The organism is Nocardioides marmoribigeumensis, from assembly GCF_031458325.1.
Lineage (GTDB): Bacteria > Actinomycetota > Actinomycetes > Propionibacteriales > Nocardioidaceae > Marmoricola_A > Marmoricola_A marmoribigeumensis.
This window is the reverse complement of record NZ_JAVDYG010000001.1, coordinates 614,371-634,678: the sequence shown is the minus strand read 5'-3', so window position 1 is coordinate 634,678 and position 20,308 is coordinate 614,371. Positions and strand designations below refer to the sequence as shown.

Sequence of the window (20,308 nt, the reverse complement as noted above, 5' to 3'; positions counted from 1 at the left end):
GTGCAACGAGATCCGAGTCCGCACCGCGACGCGGGTCAGGCGGGGCGGGCCCCCAGCCCCAGACGGTTGCCATCCGGGTCGGCGAAGGTGACCTTGCGGACGCCGTTGTCGTAGGTCTCGTCGAGGACGGGTGAGATCTCGTGCGCGGCAAGGGCGCGGACGCGCTCCTCGAGGTCGTGGCCCTCGTCGAGGAACAGCGTCACCTGGCCCTGCCCGGCGACGCGCCCGTCGAGGTGGGCGTCGACGTAGACGTAGCCACCGCCGGCCTCCCACACGACCTCGGTGTCGTTGGGTCGCATCAGCGGCTCGGACCCGAGCGCGGCCGTCCACCAGCGTTCGGCGCGAGGGAGGTCGGAGACCAGCAGCCCGGCGAACAGCGTGGTCACCGGAAGCCGCCGCCCCGGCGCTCATGGAGTCGACAGGTCATGCGGACAGGCTAGGTGCCGCAGTACGTCGTGTAGGCGCCGAAGCTGTCGGGCGCGGGCTCGAGGTGGCGCTCGAGCCCCGGGCGCTCGTCGTACGGCGAGGTGACCGCGTCGAGCAGCGTGTGCAGGGGAGCGAGGTCCCCGGCGGTGGCGGCCGCGAGGGCCTCCTCGACGAGGTGGTTGCGCGGGACGTACGCCGGGTTGGCGCGGTCCATGGCGTCGGCGTCCGGGGCGAGCGCGAGCCAGGAGTCGAGCCAGGCGTCGATGCCCGGCAGGTCGAGGACGAGCGAGCGCGCGGGCGCCCGGTCGTCGCGGGCCGCGGACCCGAGCCGCCGGAAGAACGAGGTGAAGTCGACGTGCCCCGACTCGAGCAGCGCGAACAGGTCGGTGGACAGGGCGGTCAACACGTCGTCGGCGAGACCCTCCGGCAGGCCGAGCTTGGCCCGGAGGCCGTCGTACCAGGCGGCGGAGTAGAGGCCGCGGAAGCGGCCGAGCGACTCGGTCGCCTTCTCGGCCGCGACCGTGGAGTCCTCGTCGATGAGCGGCAGGAGCGTCTCCGCCAGACGGGCGAGGTTCCACTCGGCGGCGAGCGGCTGCCGGCCGTAGGCGTAGCGACCGCCGTGGTCGATCGAGCTGAACACCGCCGCCGGGTCGAAGGCGTCGACGAACGCGCAGGGGCCGTAGTCGATGGTCTCGCCGGAGATCGTCATGTTGTCGGTGTTCATGACGCCGTGCACGAAGCCGACCAGCATCCACTGCGCGACGAGCCGGGCCTGGGCCTCGACCACGGCGTCGAAGAGCCCGAGCGCAGGCTCGGGGGCCGAGCGCGCCGACGGGTGGTGACGGTCGATCGCCTCGTCGAGCAGCCGCACCATGAGCGGGCGGTCGCCGAGCGAGGCGGCGTACTGGAAGGTCCCGACGCGCAGGTGACTGCTCGCCACCCGCGCCAGGACGGCGCCCTGCTCGAGCCGCTCGCGCCGCACCTCACGGCCGGTCGCGACCACCGCGAGGGACCGGGTGGTGGGGACGCCGAGAGCGTGCATGGCCTCGCTGACGACGTACTCGCGCAGCATCGGGCCGACGACGGCCAGGCCGTCGCCGCCGCGGGAGAACGGCGTGCGGCCGCTGCCCTTGAGGTGGAGGTCGCGCAGGTCACCGGAGTCGGTGACGAGCTCGCCCAGCAGGAGCGCGCGCCCGTCACCGAGACGCGGCGACCATCCGCCGAACTGGTGTCCGGCATAGCCCTGCGCGACGGGCGTGGCACCCGGCGGGACGTCGGTGCCGAGGAGGAGGCCGAGGCCCGCCTCGCTCCGGAGGTACGACGGGTCGAGGCCGAGCGCCGCGGCGAGCGGCTCGTTGAGCACGAGCAGCCGCGGGTCCGGGGCCGCCTCACCCGTCCAGGGGAGGGCGAGCTCGGGCAGCGCGGTCGCGAACCGGTTGCCGAGGCGGACGGAGGTCGTGGTCACGCCACGAGCCTACGAGCGGGGTGCGCGCTCGCAGGCTCGGGCGGGTGAGCCGGTGGCTCAGCGGTGGAACAGCGAGTCGGGCACGCGCACGACCTTGCCCGCGTCCTTCATGCCCAGGAAGGACCCCACGCTCCACGAGCTGGCGTAGAGCACGCCCCTCTTGAGCAGCAGGCCGGTCGGCATCGTCACGGGCGCGAAGGTGCGGTGGCCGTTGCGGATGCGGACGATGCGGCCGACGTCGGCGGGGTCGAAGCCCGGTCCGGGCGGTCCCGCCGGGGCGCCGTGCAGCACCTGCGAGAAGTAGACCGTCCCGTCACGACGGACGGCGACCCCGGTCGGCGCGGTCAGGTTGGTCCACACGTTGCGGACCTTGCCGCTGCGGGCGTCGACACGGTAGACGCGGCCCGCTGAGGGCGCCTCGGCGCCGAGGGTGCTGACGAAGACGTCGCGACCCACGACCTGCACACCGGTCGGCACCGGGTCACAGCCCTTGGTGCCCGGGTTGGCGTTGGCGTCCGGGCCCTTGCAGGCCTTCTCGTCCTTCACGGTCGGCGGGACGAAGAACGTGGAGACCTTGCCCGTTGCGGGGTTGACCTTGAGCACGTCGTTGGCGCCACCGTCGGCGACGAAGAGCCCGTACTTCGACCAGGTCATGGCGAACGGGTTGGACAGTGCGTCGACCGGCTTGCCCTTGACGAACTGCTTCTGGCCGTCGGGGTTGTGCTTGAGCTCGTAGGCCAGCAGGTTGGCGATGACCTTCTTGCCCTTGCCGTTGTAGGTCATGCGGATCACGCGGCTGGGGCCGTACTTGCCGCCCGAGGGGGAGCCCTCCTCGTTGGGTCCACCGACGACGGCGAAGACGCGGCGCGGCCCGCCGGCCACACCGGCCAGGCCCGGGACGCCGGAGAGGATGGTGCGCTTGCGGCCGTCGGCGAAGAGGCGGGTCACCCTCCCGGCGTTCTCCGCGACGATCAGGCCCCGGTGGGCCCGCGCGCTCTGGAGACCGAACGGGTCGCCGAGCTTGGAGGCGACGACGATCCCGTGCCCGCCGCCGCTGATCGCGGCCGTGGAGGTGGCCGGCGCGGCGACGACGGCGCCTGCCGTGCCGAGTGCCAGCACGGTCACCAGTGCGGCTCTGGTCCGAGAAACCATGAGGGGTCCCCCTTCGTTGTCTGAGGTGAGAAAAACTGCTGCCAGCCCGGTCTACGCGGCGCGGTGCTCGTTGCGGCAGGGCCGTCGGTCCTGTTCGCCCGGGACTCGCCCTAAGGGTGAATCATGGGCCCGTGGACGACCTGCGAGACGAGATGCTGCGTGCTTATGACCGCGACCTGCGGGGCGACGCCGAGGTGGTGGGGGCCGTCAAGGTGACCCCGCTCGGACCCGTGGTGCTGGCCGAGTTCGACGACGGGGGCGGCGGGTTCGTGTCCTACCGGAGCCTGGGGGACCTGGACGGCGAGGCGCTCGACGAGCTGGTCGCCGAGGTCGTGGCGTTCTTCCGCGACCGCACCGCGATGGAGCGCTTCGAGTGGAAGACCCGCGGCCACGACCTCCCGGCCGACCTGGTCGACCACCTCGTCGCGGCCGGCCTCGAGGCCGAGGAGGAGGAGACCGTGATGATCGGCGAGGCCGCGTCGCTGGTCGTGGACCTCGACCTGCCCGACGGCGTCGTCGTACGACGGCTGGAGGCCGGGGCGTCCGACGTCGAGATCGAGCTCGCCGCCCTGCTCGAGATGCAGGCCGGGGTGTTCGGGGAGTCCTGGGGCTCGGTGCGGTCGGGGCTGGAGGGGATGGCGCGCGGCGACGAGTACTGGGTCGTCGAGCACGAGGGACGCATCGTCTCCGGCGGGCGGCTGGTCGGCGTCGAGGGCACCGAGTTCGCCGGGGTCTGGGGCGGCTCGACGGTGCCGGAGTGGCGGGGGAGGGGGCTCTACCGCGCGCTGGTCAGCGCCCGCGCCCGGTCCGCCCTCGGGCGGGGGTTCCGCTACATCCAGTCCGACTGCACGCCGATGTCGAGGCCCATCCTGGAGCGCTCCGGGCTGCTCGCGGTGACGACCACGACGCCGTACATCTGGACGCGCTAGGCGGGCCGCAGCAGGAAGCGGTGCAGCACTGCGGAGGCGCGGGCCACCGCGTCGTCCTCGCCGGTCACCAGCAGGTCCAGCAGGAGCCCGCGGGTGGCGGCGAGCGCGAGGCGGGCGTGGTCCTCGGCCCCGTCGTCGGGGATCCCGGCGCGCCGGCACTGCTCGGTGACCGCGGGCAGCCAGTCGGCGACCATGCCGCGGGCGAAGTCGTCGGCGTGCGGGCGGCCCTGCGCCGCGTGCGCGGCGGCCTCGAAGAACAGCGGCCCGTAGCGACGCGTCGCCGCCACCGTGTCGGCCCAGTACGCCGCCGCGGCCGTCAGCGGGTCGGCGTCGGGATCGGCGTAGGCCTGCGCCATCACCTCGCGCTGGCGCGCCTCGACGGCGAGGGAGACCGCCGCGACGAGGCCCTCTCGGGACCCGAAGTGGTAGATCAGCATCCGGTGGCTGGTGCCGAGGTCCTCGGCGATCCCGCGGAGGCTCCGGTCCCCGAGCCCGGTGCGGCCGAAGTGCTCGACCGCACGTGCGAGCAGGCGCTCGCGCGGGCCCTCGGCCGATGCCTCAGCCACCCAGCACGCGGTTCTCGAGGCACACGCCCTCGCGGTCGACGTACTCCTGGGTGAGCCGGCCCCACAGCAGCCGGGCCAAGCCGCGCAGGGGTCCCTGCTGGTCGATCCCGAGCGTGACCACCGAGCCGCCGTCGCCGGACGGCTCGACGACGTGACGGCCGACGAACCGCAGGCCGGGCGCGGTCGACTCCCAGGTGAAGTGATGACCCGGCTCGACCTCGGTGACCGTCCAGGTGGCAGCCGGGAGCCTGGGCTGCCGGATGGTCGCGCGGTCGCCCACGGCGGGCGGGCTCGCGGCGCCGTCGAGCAGCTCGAGGGAGTCGACGGTGTCGAGCCAGTCGGGCCAGTGCGCGACGTCGGCCAGGGCGGCGTACACCTGCGCCGGGGGAGCGGGGATCGTGCGGGTCGAGGAGATCATGTACCAAACGGTACACCCGGCCGCCGGTGGCTGACCAGGTCCTCGACCCGGTCCGCGGCCCGCCGCGCACCGGGACGCGCGCGGACGGCCTCGCCGAGCCGGGCGGCGGCCGCCCGGTGGGGACCGTCGGCCAGCAGATCCTCGATGACCGGCCGCACCCGCTTGGCCGGTGCCGCCTTGGGCACGACGCGGCCGGCGCCGGCCCGGGCGACCGACCTGCCGACCACGGGCTGGTCGACCATCGGGTGCATCGGCATGACCACCAGGGGCAGGTCGTGGGCCAGCGCCCGCATGGTCGTCGAGTGACCGCCGTGGCCGACGACCAGCGACATGTGCGGCATCAGCTCGGCGTGCGGGACGAAGCGGTGCACCTCGTGGTTGGCGGCCGTGCGCAGCGAGGCGGGGTCGACCACCGGGCCGGTGGTCACCACCACCCGGGCCTCCAGCCCGGCGGTCGCGTCCAGCAGTCGCTGCAGGCAGTCGGCCATGCCGGGGTAGGCGAAGGTGCTGAGGCTGACCAGCACGGCCGGGTCGCCCGGGACCCGAGGGCTCCACTCGACGACCGGCCCCACGTGCTCGATGCCGGCCCGCTCGCCCGAGGGGTCGAGCTCCGGGACCGAGGCGACCAGCCGTGCGGCGGCCCCGGCCAGCGCACGGCCCGGTCGCAGCCCGTGCAGGCGCATCCCGAGGCCGATCGGCCCCCGCAGCAGCGAGCGGTAGGAGGCGTCGTACAGGTGCTCGAGGACGACGTACGGCGTCCCGTGCGCGCGCACGGCCTCGAGCACGCCCATCAGCAGGCAGTCGACGACCACGAGGTCGGCCGGGCGTGCGTCGAGGGCGGCGATCACGTCGCGGGCGAGGCCGCGGTCGGAGAAGGTGCGCGCCATCGTCACCGGCGAGCTCTCCTGGACGCCGCTGAAGTCGCGTGACCGCGGCGAGGGCGCGACCTCGAAGCCCGCGTCGACGAGGCTCCGGTGCTGTGCCCGGTGCCCGACGAAGCGGACCCGGTGACCCCGTGAGAGCAGCTCGCGGGCGATGCCGGTGGCAGGCGGCACGTTGCCGCCCCCGTCCCAGGTGACGACGAGGATCTCGGCCATGGGGGTCTCCTTCAGGGGGTGTCGGCCGCGAGGACGGCGTTGACGAGGTGCAGCATCCGCCGTTGCGTCGTCGCACGGGACAGCCCGCGGTCCAGTCGCAGCAGCTTCCAGGTGTAGACGTCGGTCGCGACGACCAGGAGGTCGAGGGTGAGGACGTCGTCGGTGGCCGGCGCGAACGCCTCGCGCACCCAGTCGCGGTGCATCTTCCGGCCCCGGTCGGTGACGTGCCGGGCGAACAGGTCGTGGCTCTCCTGGCCGAGCATGAGGAGGGCGGCGCGGCCGTGCTCCTCGTAGTGCGACACGATCGTGCGGACGGCCGAGGGGACGTCGCCCGGGGGCGTGCGCCGGCTCTCGACGACCTCGCGCCTGGCGACCTCCAGCGCGGTCTCGAGGAGCTCGTCGCGCGAGCCGAACTGTCGCAGCACGGTCTGGACGCTCACACCTGCGTCGCTCGCGACGGCGTCCAGCGAGATCTCGGTGAACGGGCGCTGCTGGGCCAGCCGGACCACCGCGTCGATGATCCCTCGCCGCGTGCGCTCGACCGCCTCGGCGCGGGCGCCCATCGTGTACGTGCGGGTTGTTTTCATGTCAGTGGTAGTTGACGCCGAATCCCACATTCGTGTCAATGCCCATTGACGTGAATGTCTGGACCGTTGACTCGAGAACCTGTTCTAGCCATCATCCCCGGATGACCAGCACCTCCGGACCCCCCGCCGACCTCCGCCTGCAGCGGTCGAGCCGAGACGCGGCGGGCACGGAGCGACTGCTTCAGGACTGGCTGTCCGGCGCCCTGCCGCCGGGCAGCCGGCCCACCCTCTCGCTGCTCTCCGGCGTCGACGCCAACGGCATGAGCAGCGAGACCCTGGTCCTCGACGCCACCTGGCGCGAGGGAGGCGAGCAGAGGGTGGGTCGGTACGTCGCCAGGGTCGCCCCGGCGGCCGAGGACTTCCCGGTGTTCCCCCGCTACGAGCTGCGCGAGCAGTACGACGTGATGCGCCTGGTCGGGGAGGTCACCGACGTGCCGGTCCCACAGGTCGGGCTCATCGAGCCGACCGGCACGGTGCTCGGGACGCCGTTCTTCCTGATGGACCGGGTGGAGGGCGTCATACCTCCCGACGTCCTGCCCTACAACTTCGGCGACAGCTGGGTGCACGACGCGACCCCCGAGCAGCAGGCCAGGCTGCGGGACTCCTCGGTGGCCGTGCTGGCCGGGCTGCACGCGATCCGCGACGCGACCACGACCTTCGAGTTCCTCGACCCGGCCCGGCACGGCCACGACGGGGAGACCCTGCTCCAGCGGGACCTCGCGCGGACGAAGGCGTGGTACGGCTACGCCGCCGCGGACATCGGCCGGTCGCCGCTCGCGGAGCGTGCGCTGGCGTGGCTGGAGGCCAACGTCCCGGAGACCGACCCGATCGACGACGTGCTCTGCTGGGGCGACGCGCGCATCGGCAACATGATCTACCGCGACTTCGAGCCGGTCGCCGTCCTCGACTGGGAGATGGCCTGCCTCGGGCCGCGCGAGCTCGACGTGTCGTGGATGGTCTTCGCCCACCGCGTCTTCGAGTCGATCGCCGCCGCCCTCGAGCTGCCCGGCATGCCGGACTTCCTGCGCGAGGAGGACGTCGTCGCGACCTACGAGGAGCTCAGCGGCGCCCGCCTGTGCGACCTCACCTGGTACCACGTCTACAACGGTCTGCAGTGGTGCATCGTCTTCATGCGCACCGGGGCGCGGCAGATCCACTTCGGCGAGATCGAACGACCCGACGAGGTCGACTCCCTCATGCACTGCGGGCCGCTGATGGCCCAGATCCTCGACGAGGTCGGCGCGTGAGCACCGGCAGCGGCGGCATCAGCCCGCTCGACGAATTCCCGATCCACCAGGCGCCGCTGCCGGTCGCGTGGCCCGCGAGCTCGGACCGCAACTTCTACGACCGCTGCTACTTCAACGCCCACGACCGCACCGGCGAGGTCTTCGTGGTCGGCGGTCTGGGCTACTACCCCAACCTGGGCACCAAGGACGCGTTCCTGCTCGTGGCCCGCGACGGCCGGCAGACCGCCGTCCACCTGTCCGACCGTTGCGACGACGACCGGCTCGACCAGCGCGTCGGCGGGTTCCGCATCGACGTCGAGCAGCCGCTCCAGCGCCTGCGGGTCACCCTCGACGAGACCGAGGGCATCTCCGCCGACCTCAACTGGGAGGGCTCGTTCCCGGTGCTGCGCGAGCAGCCGCACGTGCTGCGGTCGGGGGCCCGGGTCACGCTCGACGCGCAGCGCTTCGCCCAGGTCGGCACGTGGTCGGGGCACCTCGTCGTGGACGGCGAGCGTCTCGAGGTCACGCCCGACCGCTGGGTCGGCACGCGCGACCGCTCGTGGGGCATCCGTCCGGTCGGTGCGGCGGAGCCGCCCGGCGCTCCGAGCGACCCGCCCTTCGAGGGCATGTGGTGGCTCTACGTCCCGATGCGGTTCGACGACTTCGCGGTCGTGGTGATCCTCCAGGAGGAGCCGAGCGGCCACCGCACGCTCAACGACGTCCACCGGGTGTGGGCCGACGGCCGGGTCGAGCAGCTCGGGTGGCCGGTCGTGGCGGTCGACTACGCCCCCGGCACCCGCACCCCGACCGGGGCGCGCCTCCGCCTGGCGACCCCGTCCGGCGAGCCGATGCACCTCGACGTCACCTCGCTGCTCGCCACCCCGCTGCACGTCGGCGGGGGCTACGGCGGCGACCCCGACTGGACCCACGGCACCTGGAAGGGCGAGGGGTTCACCGAGCGCGTGACCTACGACCTCGCCGACGAGCAGGTGAAGGGCCGCGTCATGTTCGGCTGCGTCGACCACGTGGGACGGGCGGTCCTCACCGACCGGGGAAGGTCCTACGAGGGGTGGGGCCTCTTCGAGCACTTCGTGATCGGCCGCCACGACCCGAGCGGCTTCGAGGACTTCTTCGACGTCCGCTGAGGGGTCACCCGGCCAGGACGGCGAGCAGTGCCCGGGCCGCCGCGTCGGCCGCCCCCAGCCACAACCGGTCGGCGTTCGCCGGCGTCCAGGCCAGGCCCGCCGCGGACAGGCGGACGGCGACGTCGTGGGAGATCACCCTTCCAGGGTGACCCCGGCAGGAGCAGAGTGTCCCCGGGCAGTGCGTCGAGCCGCTCAGGAGGGCCGATGACCGCACGGATGGTGGGTCGTGACCCCGTGCGCGCCCGCCTGCTCGAGGTCCTGGACTCCGCACAGGGCGGGCCGGGGCGGCTGCTGTGGGTCGAGGGCGAGGCCGGCATCGGCAAGACCCGGCTGCTCGCCGAGGCCGAGACGCTCGCCGCCGACCGGCGCGTCGCGGTCGCCCGGGGGGCGGGCTGGTCCGACCCGGCCACGCCGGCGTACTGGCTGTGGACGCAGGTCCTGCGCCGGCTGCTCGGCGAGGACGCCACCGCCGAGGGCGTACGACGGCGCTGGGGCCCGCGCGCCCGCGCGGCGACGGTGCTCGTGCCCGAGGCCGCCGGGCCCCCGGCGGGGCTGACCGGACCGGAGCACGCGCCGGACCGGTTCCCGCTGTTCGACGCCGTGCTGGCCGCGCTCGAGGCCGAGGCCCGGCAGGGGCCGCTCCTGATGCTGCTCGACGACGTGCACTGGGCCGACCCCGACTCGCTGCGGCTGCTCTCGTTCCTGGCGAGCACGGGGCTGCCCGCAGGCGTCGTGGCGGTCGCGGCCTGGCGGTCGCACGAGATCGAGCGCGGCGACCTCGCCGACGAGCTCCGGCTGACCCTGCACCGCTGGGCGGAGGTGGTCCCCCTCGCCGGACTGGCGGCCGCCGACCTCGCCCGCGTGGTCGAGGACGCCAGCGGGCTCCGCCTCGACGACGACGACGCCCGTGAGCTCGCGGCCCGGACGGGCGGGAACCCCTTGTTCGCAACGGAGATGGGGCGCCTGGCCGCCTCGCGGGGGGAGAGCGCGGCCGCGGTGAGGCTCGTCCCGGACAGCGCCCGCTCGCTGCTGCGGCGCCGCCTGGCGCGCCTCTCCCAGCCGTGCGCCGCCACGCTCGCCGCGGCCGCAGTGGCGGGTGCGACGCCGAGCCTGTCGACGGTGGCGGCGGTGACCGGGCAGGACGCGGGCGACGTCGAGGAGCACCTCGCGGAGGCGGCGGCCGCCGGCCTGGCCGAGGGGGAGGACGGTGGCGTGGTGTTCCGGCACGCCCTGGTCAGGGACGCGCTGGTCGAGACGGTCCCCGTCGCGCAGCGGCGCGCGCTCCACCTCGCCGTCGCGGACCACCTCGAGGGCGCCGCGGACCTCAGCCCATCTGCGCTCGCCGAGGCCGCCCACCACGCCCTGGCCGCCCTCCCGCTCGGTGACCTCGACCGGGCCGTCGCCTGGGGGAGCCGCGCCGCCGCGGCGGCGTACTCCGCCCGCGCCTACGCCGTCGCCGCGCAGGGCTGGCGCCGCGTGGCCGACGTGACGACCCCCGACGACCCGCGTCGCGGGGAGGTGCTCCGGCACTGGGCCGACGCGCTGCTGGCCGACGGCGACCTCGACGCCGCCAGGTCGGTCTTCGAGGAGGCCGCGGCGCTGGCCCGCAAGCACGAGGACGCCGAGGGGCTGGCCGCGGCCGCCCTGGGCTACGCCGCCGGACTCACCGGCTTCGAGGTCCGGCTGCACGACGAGGCCCAGGTCGCCCTGCTCACCGAGGCGCTCGACGCCCTGCCCGCCGACGACTCGGTCACCCGGGTCGACCTGCTGGCCAGGCTCGCCGTCGCGGTCTCCTACACCGCCGGCGACGCCGCCCGGCCGCGCCTGGCGCAGGAGGCGGTCGACATGGCCCGACGGGTGGGCGACCCGCGGGCCACGGCCCACGCGCTGGCCGCGCACTGCGACGCCTTCGCCGGCCCGGCCCACGTGCACACGCGGGTGGCCCAGGCCGGCGAGATCGTCCGGCTCTCCGAGGGCCGCGACCCAGCCATGGTGCTCCTCGGCCTGCGGCACCGCGTCGTGGCGCGGCTCGAGCTGGGCGACAGCACCGGCGCCTTCGCCGACATGGACCGCTTCGCCGCCGTCGCCGACGAGCTCGGGCAGCCGCTCTGCTCGTGGTACGTCCCGCTGTGGCGGGGCTTCCGCGCCCAGCTGCGCGGCGACGTGCCCGCCATGATCGCCGCGGCCCGCGAGGCGCGCGAGCTGGGCGGTCGGGCCGGCAGCCGCAACGCCGCGGCGCTCTCCTACGTCCAGGAGTCGTGGGCCGCGGGGGAGGAGGACCGGCTCGCCGAGCAGCTCCCGGTCATGCTCGAGATGCTCGGCGTGCTGCCCGAGCTCGCGCCGGACGGCGCCACCTATGTCGCCCTCTTCCCGGGCCAGCCCGACCACGTCCGCCGCCCGGCCCTGCCGCGTCTGGCCGAGCTGGTCGACGGCCTGCCCGACGACGCCGAGCGGCTCTCCGGGCTGTGCCACGCGGCGGTGTCGCTGGTCGAGGGACGCGACGAGCCCGAGCACTGCGACGTCGTCCACGCCCGCCTCCTGCCGTACGCCGGCCTGGTCGCCGTCGACGGCATCGCGGCCGGGACCCACGGGGTCACCGACCGGCTGCTCGCGATGCTCGCCCACGCCTCCGGCCGGCTCGAGGAGGCCGAGGAGCACGCGCGGGCAGCGGTCGCGGGCAACGCCCGGTTCGGGAGCCGGCTGCACGTCGCCTACTCCGAGGGGGTCCTCGCCGGCGTCCTCGCCGGCCGGGGGGCGGCGCAGGAGGCCCACCGGCTGTTCGAGCACGCGCAGTCCGAGCTGCTCGCGATGGGCCTGGACCGGCGCGCCCGGTGGTACGCCGAGCGCTACCCGGTGGACCCGGTCGACCCGGGGAGCACCCCCGTCGAGCCCGTCGGCACCGCCCTCGCCCGCCACGGCGAGGTCTGGACGCTCACCTACGCCGGTCGCGCGGTCACCCTCACCGACAGCAAGGGCCTGGCTGACCTCGCGGTGCTGCTCACCCGCCCGGGCCACGAGGTCCACGTGCTCGACCTCGACGGTGGCGGCCGGGCAGACACGCGCGCCGCGGTCGCCGCCGGGGGAGACCTCGGGGAGGTGCTGGACGACCGCGCGCGCCGGGAGTACGCCGAGCGGCTGGCCACGATCGAGGCGGACCTCGCGGACGCGGAGGACGACGGCCGCGACGACGAGGCCGACCGGCTCCGGGAGGAGCGCGAGGCCCTCCTGTCGGCGCTGCGCTCGGCCTACGGGCTGGGTGGCCGCGCCCGCCGTACCGGTGGGGAGGCGGAGCGCGCCCGCTCCCGCGTCACGCGCCGGCTCAAGGAGACGCTCGCGCGCGTCGAGCAGCAGCACCCCGAGGCGGGCCGGCACCTGCGGGCATCGGTGCGCACCGGGGTGTTCTGCCGCTACGAGCCCGAGCGCGACGTGAGGTGGCAGGTCACGACGTGAGGCCCGACCTCACGCCTGCAGGTCAGAGCCCGCGGCACCGGCCGCGGCCCAGCCGAGGAGGGGTCCATGTCCTTCGTCCAGATCATCAGCTTCCGCACCGACCGCATCGAGGCCCTCGAGGAGCTCGAGCGGCGGTGGACCGAGGAGACCGAGGGTCGCCGCACGCTGGTCGACGGCGCGCTCTACCGCGACCGCCACGACCCGACGCACTACGTCTCGGTCAACCACTTCGCCTCCTGGGAGGACGCGAGGGTCAACTCCGCGCTTCCCGAGACCGACGCGATGGCCGCGCAGGCGATGGCGCTCACCGACGGTCCCGCGGAGTTCACCGACCTCGACCTCGTCACCTCGGCCGACCTCCGTCAGGGCGTCGCCCACGGGTTGCGCCACACGCTCGAGACCAACGAGGTGCTCGACGGCCTGGTCGCCGACGACGTCACCGTCGACATGTTCGTGCCGCACTGGCAGGTCGTCACCCGCGGCGTCGACCAGATGGTGACGGGCCTGCGCGAGGAGGCCCCGGGCCGGACCTTCGAGCAGTGGGAGGCCCACCCGATCGCGGACGGCGTCCTCGTCGAGTACGCCTACCGCACCCACCCCACGGCCGAGCAGCCCTCCACGCTCTCGGTCGGCACCCTCGTCGCCCGCCTGCGCGGCGGCCGGGTCGCGTCGCTGCGCGTGCACTGCGCGGGCAGCTGGAGCGTCGAGCTCGAGCAGCAGATCGCCGAGGCCAACGCCGGGTCGACGGCCGGGGTGCCGGCATGACCGCCACCTTGGACCAGCCGTCCCCGGTGACGGTGGAGGCGGCCGGAGCCCTCGCCGGACGCCTGGTCGCGACGGCCCTCGGGTCCCTGGAGCTGATGACGATCCAGCTCGGGCTCGAGACCGGGCTGTACGCCGCCCTGGCCGCGTCCCCGCGCACGGCGCCGGCGCTGGCGGAGGCGACGGGCATCGCCGCCCGCTACTGCCGCGAGTGGCTGGAGCAGCAGGCCATGGCCGGGCTGGTCGGGGTGGACGACCCGGCCGCCGACCCGGACGCCCGCTCCTACTCCCTGCCCGCGAGCACGGCCCTCGTCCTCGCGGCGGAGGGCAGCCCGTTCGACCTCACGCCCCTGGTGCGGCTCCTGGGCGCCGCCGGGCTCTCGATGCCGGCCGTCACGCGCGCCTGGCGCGAGGGCCGGGGCCTGTCGTTCGGGGAGTACGGCGACGGCCTGCGCGAGGCGCAGGGCGCCTTCAACCGCGGTGACTGGCAGCAGCGGCTCGTGCCGGAGTGGGTGCCGCTGCTCGGGCTCGACGAGCGGCTCTCGCGGCCGGGGGCGCGGGTCCTGGAGCTGGGCTGTGGGGTCGGCTACGCCGCGGTCGCGCTCGCCCAGGGGTTCCCCGGCCTGACGGTCGTGGGCGTCGACAGCGACGAGGCGTCGGTGACCGACGCGAGGGAGCACGCTGCCGCCGCGGGGGTCGGCGACCGGGTGCGCTTCGAGACGCTGCACGCCGACGCCGACCTGGGAGCGGTGGCGGGCACCTGCGACGCGGTGCTCGTGCTGGAGGCGCTGCACGACATGGCGCACCCGGTCGCCGCGCTCGCCGCGGCCCGGTCCTCCCTGGCCGAGGACGGCTGCGTGGTCGTCCTCGACGAGGCGGTCGCCGACGAGTTCGCCCCGCCGGGGCCGGGGCAGGAGGGGCCGCTGCCCGAGCGGCTGTTCTACGCCTCGTCGGTGCTGCACTGCCTGCCCGTCGGCCTCAGCGAGGACGGGTCGGCCGGGACCGGCGCGGTCATGCGGCCCTCGACGCTGCGCGCCTACGCCACCGAGGCCGGCCTGCCCGACGTGCAGGTCGTCGACCTCGGCCACGACCTGCTGCGGTGCTACGTGCTGCGGCGCTGAGCCTCACGCCTCCGGGAGGCCGGCGAAGTCCCGCTTGACCTGGGTGTACCAGCCCATCGACCGCTTCGGGTGCCGCCACCGGCCCTTCATCTCGTCGCGGGCCGGCTGGTGCGCGGTGTCGCCGGCCTTCTCCGCCTCCTTGAGGTGCGCGTCCTGGGCCTTGATCACCTCGTCGGCGGTCTCGCCGCGGTGCTCGAGGTCGCAGGGTCCGCCGAGCTCGCGGCAGGTCATCGTCTTCATGGGGTCGTCCTCTCGATCGGTTCCTGACCTCCCGACGAGCGGGGAGCCACGAGTGTGACCGTCAGGTGCGCGCGACCGCCCCGTCCCGTCGTACGACGGCCGCGAGCACGTCGGGCGCCGCCCGGAACGTGATGCTCCGGACCCGGCCGTCGACGACCTCGAAGTCGAAGACCACCCGGGCCTCGCCGCGGTGGATCCACGCGGCCACCGGCCGGTCGGCGACGTACGCCGGGAAGGCCGTCTTCGCGGCCCCGTCGAAGAACGCGGCGACCGCGTCCCGGCCCTCGATGCGCGACGGGGTGCCGGCGAGCACCGCGGCCTCGTCGGCGCCGACGAACGCGTCGGGGGCGAGCAGCTCCATCAGGCGGGTGAACTCGCCCTCGCGCGCCGCCTCGAGGAACGCGTCGACGACCTCCCAGTCGGCCAGGTGGTCCTCGGAGGCGGGGGCGCTGACCTTGGCGCGTGCCCGGGAGGCGAGCTTGCGGGCGGCGGCGGGCGTGGTGCCCAGCAGGGAGGCGATCAGCGGGAACTCGAAGCCGAAGGTGTCGTGGAGCACGAACGCCACCCGCTCCGACGGCGTGAGCCGGTCGAGCACGACCTGCAGCGCCACGCCGACGGTGTCGGCCAGGACCACGTCGTCGACCGGGTCCGGCGCGGTGTCGGCCGGCTCGACCTCCTCGACGGGCGTCGGGGTCCGCGACTTGAGCCGGTCCAGGCACAGACGCGTGGTGACGGTGGTCAGCCACGCGGGCAGGTTGTCGATCGCCGCGTCCGTGCCGTGCAGGCGCAGCCACGCCTGCTGCACGACGTCCTCGGCCTCGGCGTGGTCGCCGAGGACCCGCGCGGCGATGCCCACCAGCCGCGGGCGCTCCTGCTCGAAGGCCTCCGTCTGCTCCACGGGCCCAGGTTAGGCGTCTGCGCGGCCGGGCAGGGTCGGCGCGTGAGCACGCCGTCGCGGTCGGTCACCCCGGAGTCGCTCGGCGCCTGGGTGGTCAAGGCGAGCCCCGCCGAGGGGACCGTCGCCGAGCTCGCCCGTCGCGGCTTCTCGACCGACTGGGTCTCCTGCGTGCGGCCCACCTACCGGGCCGACCTGGTGGAGCCGGGTCAGGCCGTGCTGCTGTGGGTGAGCGGGCGCAGCCCGACCCTCCCCGCCGGGATCCACGCGCACGGCACGACGACCGGGCGGGCGTCGTACGACGGGACGACGCTGCGCGTCCCCCTGCGGCTCGAGCCGGTCGACCCTCACGTGCTGCGGCCCGAGCTGCTCGACCACCCGGTCCTGCGGGGCGCGGAGGTCCTGCGGATGCCGGCCGGCGGCAACCCGTCGTACCTCAGGCGAGCGGAGCTCGACGCCCTCCTGACCGGATGGCCGCAGCTGCACCGATGAGTCGCGCGTCCTCGCCGGGTCCGACCACTGACACACGCTCACAGCCCGCTCCGGAAGGGACCGCCCCATGACCAGCCCACTCGCCACCACCGACCTCCACATCCCCGTCGGCGCCCCTGTCTGGATGGACCTCGTCAGCTCCGACGTCGAGGCCTCCGTCGCCTTCTACACCCAGCTGCTCGGCTGGACCTGCGAGGAGGCCGGGTCGCCCGAGGGCTACCGCTACCTCCTCCACCGCGGCCGCGCGGTCGGTGGGGTCATGGCCAACGACCCCGGGTGGGGCATGCCGGACGCCTGGTCGGTCTTCCTTCGCACCGACGACGCCGCGGCCACGGCCGCCGCAGCGACCGCCCACGGCGGCACCGTGCTGATGGAGCCCTGCGAGGTCGCCCCCAACGGCACGTTCACGATCCTGCGCGACGCCGGGGGAGCGGTCGTGAGCGCCTGGCAGCCCGGCACGGAGCCCGGCTTCGGCGCCCTGATGGAGGCCGGCGCCCCGACCCACTTCGAGCTGCACACCCGGGACTTCGACGCCACGCACGCGTTCTACCGCGGGGTGTTCGGCTGGGAGGACCACGTCACGGACCTGCCGGGTTTCCGCTACGCGACCTACGGCGCCCAGGGCGGCGACCCGGCCGCCGTACGCGCCGGGATCATGGACGACGCCGCCGACGCGGGCATGCCCGAGGAGCCCGCGCACTGGGCGGTCTACCTCGGCTGCGACGACGCCCGCGCGGTCGTCGAGCGCGCGGCCTCGCTCGGCGCCGAGGTGCTCATGCCGCCCGAGGCCACGCCGTACGGCGTCCTGGCCGTCCTGCGTGACCCCGCCGGCGTGGAGGTCCGCCTCCAGGCCTGAAAAGTCCAGGGACCTCAGGGCCCTGACTCCGGGCAGTGCGGGCCTCCACAATCCAGGCAGGTGCGGGTCCTCCGGCCCGCGGTGAGGAGGAGCGCCATGAACCAGGTCCGCCGCTGGGTGCCGTATCTCGCCGTCGGTCTCGTCGCGGGGCTGGTCAGCGCCGCGGGGCCGAGCGTCGCGCGAGCCGCCTACGACGCGATGAACGCCGACAAGGTGGACGGGCGACATGCGGTCGGCGCGAGCGCCACGATCAGCGACCGTGCGGGCAAGCTCGTCGCCACCGACGCGTCAGGGAGGCTGCCCAACAACATCCTGCTCAAGGCGCTGGACTCCGCGAGGCTGGCCGGACGGACGGCGGCCTCCTTCGCCCCGGCGTCGCACGACCACGACAAGCGTTACTACACCAAGGGCCAGATCGACGCCCGACCGTCGGCGCGGCTCCTCGCCGTGGGCTACATGAGCGACTCCGGCGTGCTCAGCCAGGCCGCCACCTCGGGGAACATCACGGGTTCCCGCAGCTCCACCGGGGTGTACCCGCTCGTCCTGCCCGGCCTCCGGCCCGGGTGTCAGGGCGGGCTGCCCGTCTTCATCGGCACGCCCGGCTTCAGCGGGGTCTTCGTGACCGTCAACTCCACGGTCACCTCGTGCGCGACCGGCGATGTGACGATCACGGTGGCGGTCTACCTGCCGAGCGGGGCCTTCTACGACGCGGGGTTCAACTTCGCGGTGTACGGGCCACCGCAGTGAGGTGCAGGGCGGAGCCGCCCGGCGGCTCTGGGGTGATCCGCACGAGCGGCTCCTGGAGGACGACGGACCCGGGCCGGGCCCCCGCCTGGGGGTTCGGGGGCCGGCGCGCTGGGCGCCCGGCCGTACCCTGTGACGAGCGTACGCCGCACGGGTCTCACCTGACCCTCGTGCAACCCGGAAACACGCTCGCGGGGTGAGCTGCCACCGCCGCGACGGTGGTCCCGCGAGGAGGGCCCCGTCGTAGGGTCGCCTCGTGTCGAGGAAGAAGCCTTGCCGCCACCACGCCCCTCACGCGCGTCAGCGACCGACCGTCCAGGGACGCAGGCCGGACGAACGCGCGGAGGATCAGGGGCTCTTCCAGAGCATGAGGTCCGCTCTCCGTTCCACGGACCCGATCGACCTGCTGTCACTCGTGAGCGGGATGCTCGAGACCACCGGCCCGCGGGCCCGCGACCCGTTCCACCCGGAGCCGCAGGGCATCGTCCTGACAGACCTGGTCGAGTCGTTCGTGGGCACGCCGTACGCCGAGACGACGGCCGTGCTCACCCTCATGGCCGAGCTCACCACCGACGAGGCCGTGGCGGAGACGATCCGCCGAGAGCTGGTCCACCGGCACCATCCGCTGCCTGACTGGGTCGCCTCGTTCGGTGGGGCTGTAGCAGACCCGCAGGCCTGGTGCCTCACCCACGTGCTCGGCGACGGGGACGACTACCTGGTGGGCGCGGTCCTGCCGAGCGGCGACGCCTTGTCCGCGCTCGTCTACGTCGACCACAACCTCGGCTCGGTGGTGAAGGACGCCTTCGTCGTGCCGGCTCCGTTGGAGGACCTGGCCCTGCGGACGGGGACGCTGCTCGACGACCCGGACCAGTCCTTGACCCGCACCGATCCTGCACGCGCTCGCGCGGTGATCGAGGCAGCTGTCGACCGCGGCGCCCGCACCTACCCGCAGCCGACCTCCGACAGCTGGCCGATGTGTCGCCCGCTGGTGGAGTGGATCACCGAGCTGCTTCCTCCCGGCGGACACCTGGAGGGTCGCGAGGAGTGGACCGCGCAGGAGACCGCCGCTGTGGCGGCCGACTTCTTCGCCTCACCGTTCGGCCGCGGCGTCGACGGACCCGACGAGCGTCATCTGCTGGAGAGCGTGCTGTGGTTCTGCACCGACCATGCCCCCGGGGACCCCTACCGGCGGAGCCCGGTGACCGTCGAGCTGCTCCTGGCCGACTGGTTCCCGCGCAAGGTGATGGCCGACTCCGACTTCCTGGCGCGACTTCCGCGGCTCGTCCGTGCCTACACCCGCTACTGCCATGCCCACGAGGGCATCCGGGCCGAGCACACCGCGGACACGCTCGCGAGCATCGACCGGTGGGAGCCCGTCTACCTCGAGCAGGTGCGCGCGCAGCCCACGACGGGTCTGGCCGACCTCGTCGAGCGACTCATGGACTCCGACCACCGTGGGGAGCTCCACCGCAGCTGGGCCCGCGACCAGCTGGCTCGTGAGGTCGGTGGCGCGGCAGCACTCGCGGCGCTCGACGATGTGCCGCTCCCTGATGAGCCCTTCGACTGGATCGGAATCCCCGAGACGATCCGCTCGGTGGTCCAGGAGATCCTCGACCGGTGCGACGACGGTGCGGAGTCGCTGCTCGACGTGGAGCACCGCACGGCCATGCGCCGGTCCTGGCCCGGGCTGCCCGCAACGAGCCCAAGGTCTTCGCGCGCAAGGCCTCGCCCGTGCGCGCAGCGGCGGCGGTGGCGTGGATGGTGGCGACCGCCAACCACACTGCCGGCGCCTGGTCGCCGGGCCTGCAGACCGCGGAGCTGCTCGACCACTTCGGCGTCATCGGCTCGGTGTCCGACCGGGCCCGCATCCTGATGAAGGCAGCAGGTGTGTCGGTCGACGGCGCGCCGGGCTGCCCGGAGCTGGGTGATCCGGCCTTGCTCGCCTCGACCCGGCGCCGCACCATCGTGCACGAACGGGACAGCGCCGAGTCCGAGAGCTGGGAGCGATGACGGAGCAGGACCAGCTACGCAGGGCGCGCTCCGCCGTGGCCCGCGGCGACCTGGAGGACGTCGTCGAGCTCGCCCTGGGCGACAGCCCGGCCTCGCTGCACCTGATCGGCGACGGGCTCGCCGCGGCTGTGCGCGCCGCGGTGCCCGGCGCCGGAGAGACGGCACGAGCCTGTCGGGAGAGGCTCGAGACGCGCGGCTGGACGGGCGACGACGAGCTGCGGCAGGTCCTGGAGGCCGCCGAAGGGGTCGGTGCGACTCCGCTGCTTCGTCCGGTGCCAGTCGATCTCGACGAGCTCTCGGACGTGCTCGAGGGCGACCCGGTCCACGGTGGCGGGGCGGTCGAGCTCGCCACCGGGGCGGTGTGGCCCCGGAGCGCGATCGACGACGCGATGGAGGAGGGCGAGCTCGAGGAGGACGACCTGGACTCCGACGCCTGGTTGTGGGTCCAGTGCGAGGGCTCGCGGGACGGCTTCCGCGACATGCAGCTCTTCCTGGAGAGCGTGCGCGCCCCGGACGTCGCCCGCCGGCTCGAACGCGCACTGCACGGACGGGGCGCCTTCCGGCGCTTCCGAGACGTCATCTGGGAGCACGAGGACCTGCTCGGTGACTGGCTGACCTTCGCCGACGACCGTCGCCGGGGCAGGGCGCGCAGGTGGCTCGCCGTTCACGGCTGTGCGCCGGCGTACCGTGCCGTCCACCGAGCACAAGACCCCTGAGCGCGCGTCGC

21 protein-coding genes are annotated in these 20,308 nt (G+C 74.4%); 11 read left to right on the top strand and 10 right to left on the bottom strand.

Translation table 11 applies throughout. From position 1 onward, the window contains the following. Positions 1–35 precede the first annotated feature (35 nt). The 3 genes from J2S63_RS03135 to J2S63_RS03125 are packed head-to-tail and all read right to left on the bottom strand — an operon-like array spanning position 36 to position 3,016. Positions 36–386: a VOC family protein gene (locus J2S63_RS03135; RefSeq protein WP_310298487.1), complete on the bottom strand. Its 351-nt coding sequence runs from the start codon at positions 384–386 to the stop codon at positions 36–38. Positions 387–436: 50 nt separating this feature from the next. Further along, positions 437–1,891 (bottom strand): protein adenylyltransferase SelO, encoded by a 1,455-nt coding sequence (locus J2S63_RS03130; RefSeq protein ID WP_310298485.1) that lies wholly within the window; start codon positions 1,889–1,891, stop codon positions 437–439. Between the two features lie 57 nt (positions 1,892–1,948). Beyond that, positions 1,949–3,016: a ScyD/ScyE family protein gene (locus J2S63_RS03125; protein WP_310298482.1), complete on the bottom strand. Its 1,068-nt coding sequence runs from the start codon at positions 3,014–3,016 to the stop codon at positions 1,949–1,951. A 158-nt stretch (positions 3,017–3,174) separates the two neighbouring features. Between J2S63_RS03125 and J2S63_RS03120 the strand changes: the two genes are divergently transcribed. After that, positions 3,175–3,972 (top strand): GNAT family N-acetyltransferase, encoded by a 798-nt coding sequence (locus tag J2S63_RS03120; RefSeq protein ID WP_310298479.1) that lies wholly within the window; start codon positions 3,175–3,177, stop codon positions 3,970–3,972. Here J2S63_RS03120 and J2S63_RS03115 read toward each other — a convergent pair. Genes J2S63_RS03115 through J2S63_RS03100 form a run of 4 tightly spaced genes read right to left on the bottom strand, consistent with a single transcriptional unit; the run spans position 3,969 to position 6,640 of the window. After that, positions 3,969–4,538: a TetR/AcrR family transcriptional regulator gene (locus J2S63_RS03115; protein WP_310298476.1), complete on the bottom strand. Its 570-nt coding sequence runs from the start codon at positions 4,536–4,538 to the stop codon at positions 3,969–3,971. The genes J2S63_RS03120 and J2S63_RS03115 overlap by 4 nt on opposite strands. Continuing rightward, on the bottom strand, positions 4,531–4,956 hold the full coding sequence (locus J2S63_RS03110; RefSeq protein ID WP_310298473.1) for an SRPBCC family protein: 426 nt from the start codon (positions 4,954–4,956) through the stop codon (positions 4,531–4,533). The genes J2S63_RS03115 and J2S63_RS03110 overlap by 8 nt, the downstream gene beginning before the upstream one ends. Continuing rightward, positions 4,953–6,053, bottom strand: a complete 1,101-nt coding sequence (locus tag J2S63_RS03105; protein ID WP_310298470.1) for a glycosyltransferase — start codon at positions 6,051–6,053, stop codon at positions 4,953–4,955. The genes J2S63_RS03110 and J2S63_RS03105 overlap by 4 nt, the downstream gene beginning before the upstream one ends. Positions 6,054–6,064: 11 nt before the next feature. Beyond that, a complete protein-coding gene (locus J2S63_RS03100) occupies positions 6,065–6,640 on the bottom strand; it encodes a TetR/AcrR family transcriptional regulator (RefSeq protein ID WP_310298468.1) in 576 nt (191 codons plus the stop codon). A gap of 101 nt (positions 6,641–6,741) precedes the next feature. On the opposite strand from J2S63_RS03100, the gene J2S63_RS03095 reads away from it, so the two are divergent. Both J2S63_RS03095 and J2S63_RS03090 read left to right on the top strand, forming a co-directional pair. Continuing rightward, complete coding sequence (locus J2S63_RS03095) at positions 6,742–7,887, top strand: phosphotransferase family protein (RefSeq protein WP_310298465.1); 1,146 nt, start codon at positions 6,742–6,744, stop codon at positions 7,885–7,887. Further along, positions 7,884–9,011: an Rv3169 family protein gene (locus tag J2S63_RS03090; protein WP_310298462.1), complete on the top strand. Its 1,128-nt coding sequence runs from the start codon at positions 7,884–7,886 to the stop codon at positions 9,009–9,011. Before J2S63_RS03095 ends, J2S63_RS03090 begins: the two co-directional genes overlap by 4 nt. Before the next feature lie 4 nt (positions 9,012–9,015). On the opposite strand, the gene J2S63_RS03085 is transcribed toward J2S63_RS03090, so the two are convergent. Beyond that, entirely contained in the window at positions 9,016–9,147 is a 132-nt protein-coding gene (locus tag J2S63_RS03085; protein ID WP_310298460.1) for a hypothetical protein, read from the bottom strand. 68 nt (positions 9,148–9,215) lie between these two features. Here J2S63_RS03085 and J2S63_RS03080 point away from each other — a divergent pair, with 68 nt between their 5' ends. From J2S63_RS03080 to J2S63_RS03070, 3 genes are all read left to right on the top strand, one after another. After that, a complete protein-coding gene (locus tag J2S63_RS03080) occupies positions 9,216–12,461 on the top strand; it encodes an ATP-binding protein (protein ID WP_310298458.1) in 3,246 nt (1,081 codons plus the stop codon). A gap of 66 nt (positions 12,462–12,527) precedes the next feature. Then, a complete protein-coding gene (locus tag J2S63_RS03075; protein WP_310298455.1) occupies positions 12,528–13,226 on the top strand; it encodes a hypothetical protein in 699 nt (232 codons plus the stop codon). After that, positions 13,223–14,344 carry an SAM-dependent methyltransferase gene (locus tag J2S63_RS03070; RefSeq protein ID WP_310298452.1) on the top strand — a complete coding sequence of 374 codons (1,122 nt, stop codon included), beginning with the start codon at positions 13,223–13,225 and terminating at the stop codon, positions 14,342–14,344. The genes J2S63_RS03075 and J2S63_RS03070 overlap by 4 nt, the downstream gene beginning before the upstream one ends. 3 nt (positions 14,345–14,347) lie before the next feature. Here J2S63_RS03070 and J2S63_RS03065 read toward each other — a convergent pair whose 3' ends face one another. Further along, complete coding sequence (locus J2S63_RS03065) at positions 14,348–14,584, bottom strand: DUF1059 domain-containing protein (protein ID WP_310298449.1); 237 nt, start codon at positions 14,582–14,584, stop codon at positions 14,348–14,350. Positions 14,585–14,645: 61 nt separating this feature from the next. Further along, positions 14,646–15,482 carry a sigma-70 family RNA polymerase sigma factor gene (locus tag J2S63_RS03060; RefSeq protein ID WP_310298446.1) on the bottom strand — a complete coding sequence of 279 codons (837 nt, stop codon included), beginning with the start codon at positions 15,480–15,482 and terminating at the stop codon, positions 14,646–14,648. 42 nt (positions 15,483–15,524) lie between these two features. On the opposite strand from J2S63_RS03060, the gene J2S63_RS03055 reads away from it, so the two are divergent. From J2S63_RS03055 to J2S63_RS03035, 5 genes are all read left to right on the top strand, one after another. Further along, on the top strand, positions 15,525–15,971 hold the full coding sequence (locus J2S63_RS03055; RefSeq protein ID WP_310298443.1) for a hypothetical protein: 447 nt from the start codon (positions 15,525–15,527) through the stop codon (positions 15,969–15,971). A 67-nt stretch (positions 15,972–16,038) separates the two neighbouring features. After that, entirely contained in the window at positions 16,039–16,827 is a 789-nt protein-coding gene (locus tag J2S63_RS03050; protein ID WP_310298440.1) for a VOC family protein, read from the top strand. 96 nt (positions 16,828–16,923) lie between these two features. Further along, on the top strand, positions 16,924–17,574 hold the full coding sequence (locus J2S63_RS03045) for a hypothetical protein (protein WP_310298437.1): 651 nt from the start codon (positions 16,924–16,926) through the stop codon (positions 17,572–17,574). A 364-nt stretch (positions 17,575–17,938) separates the two neighbouring features. After that, the gene (locus J2S63_RS03040; RefSeq protein WP_310298434.1) at positions 17,939–19,444 is read left to right on the top strand and encodes a hypothetical protein; all 1,506 of its coding nucleotides are present in this window, start codon (positions 17,939–17,941) and stop codon (positions 19,442–19,444) included. A gap of 133 nt (positions 19,445–19,577) precedes the next feature. Beyond that, positions 19,578–20,297, top strand: a complete 720-nt coding sequence (locus J2S63_RS03035) for a UPF0158 family protein (RefSeq protein WP_310298431.1) — start codon at positions 19,578–19,580, stop codon at positions 20,295–20,297. Positions 20,298–20,308: the final 11 nt, after the last annotated feature.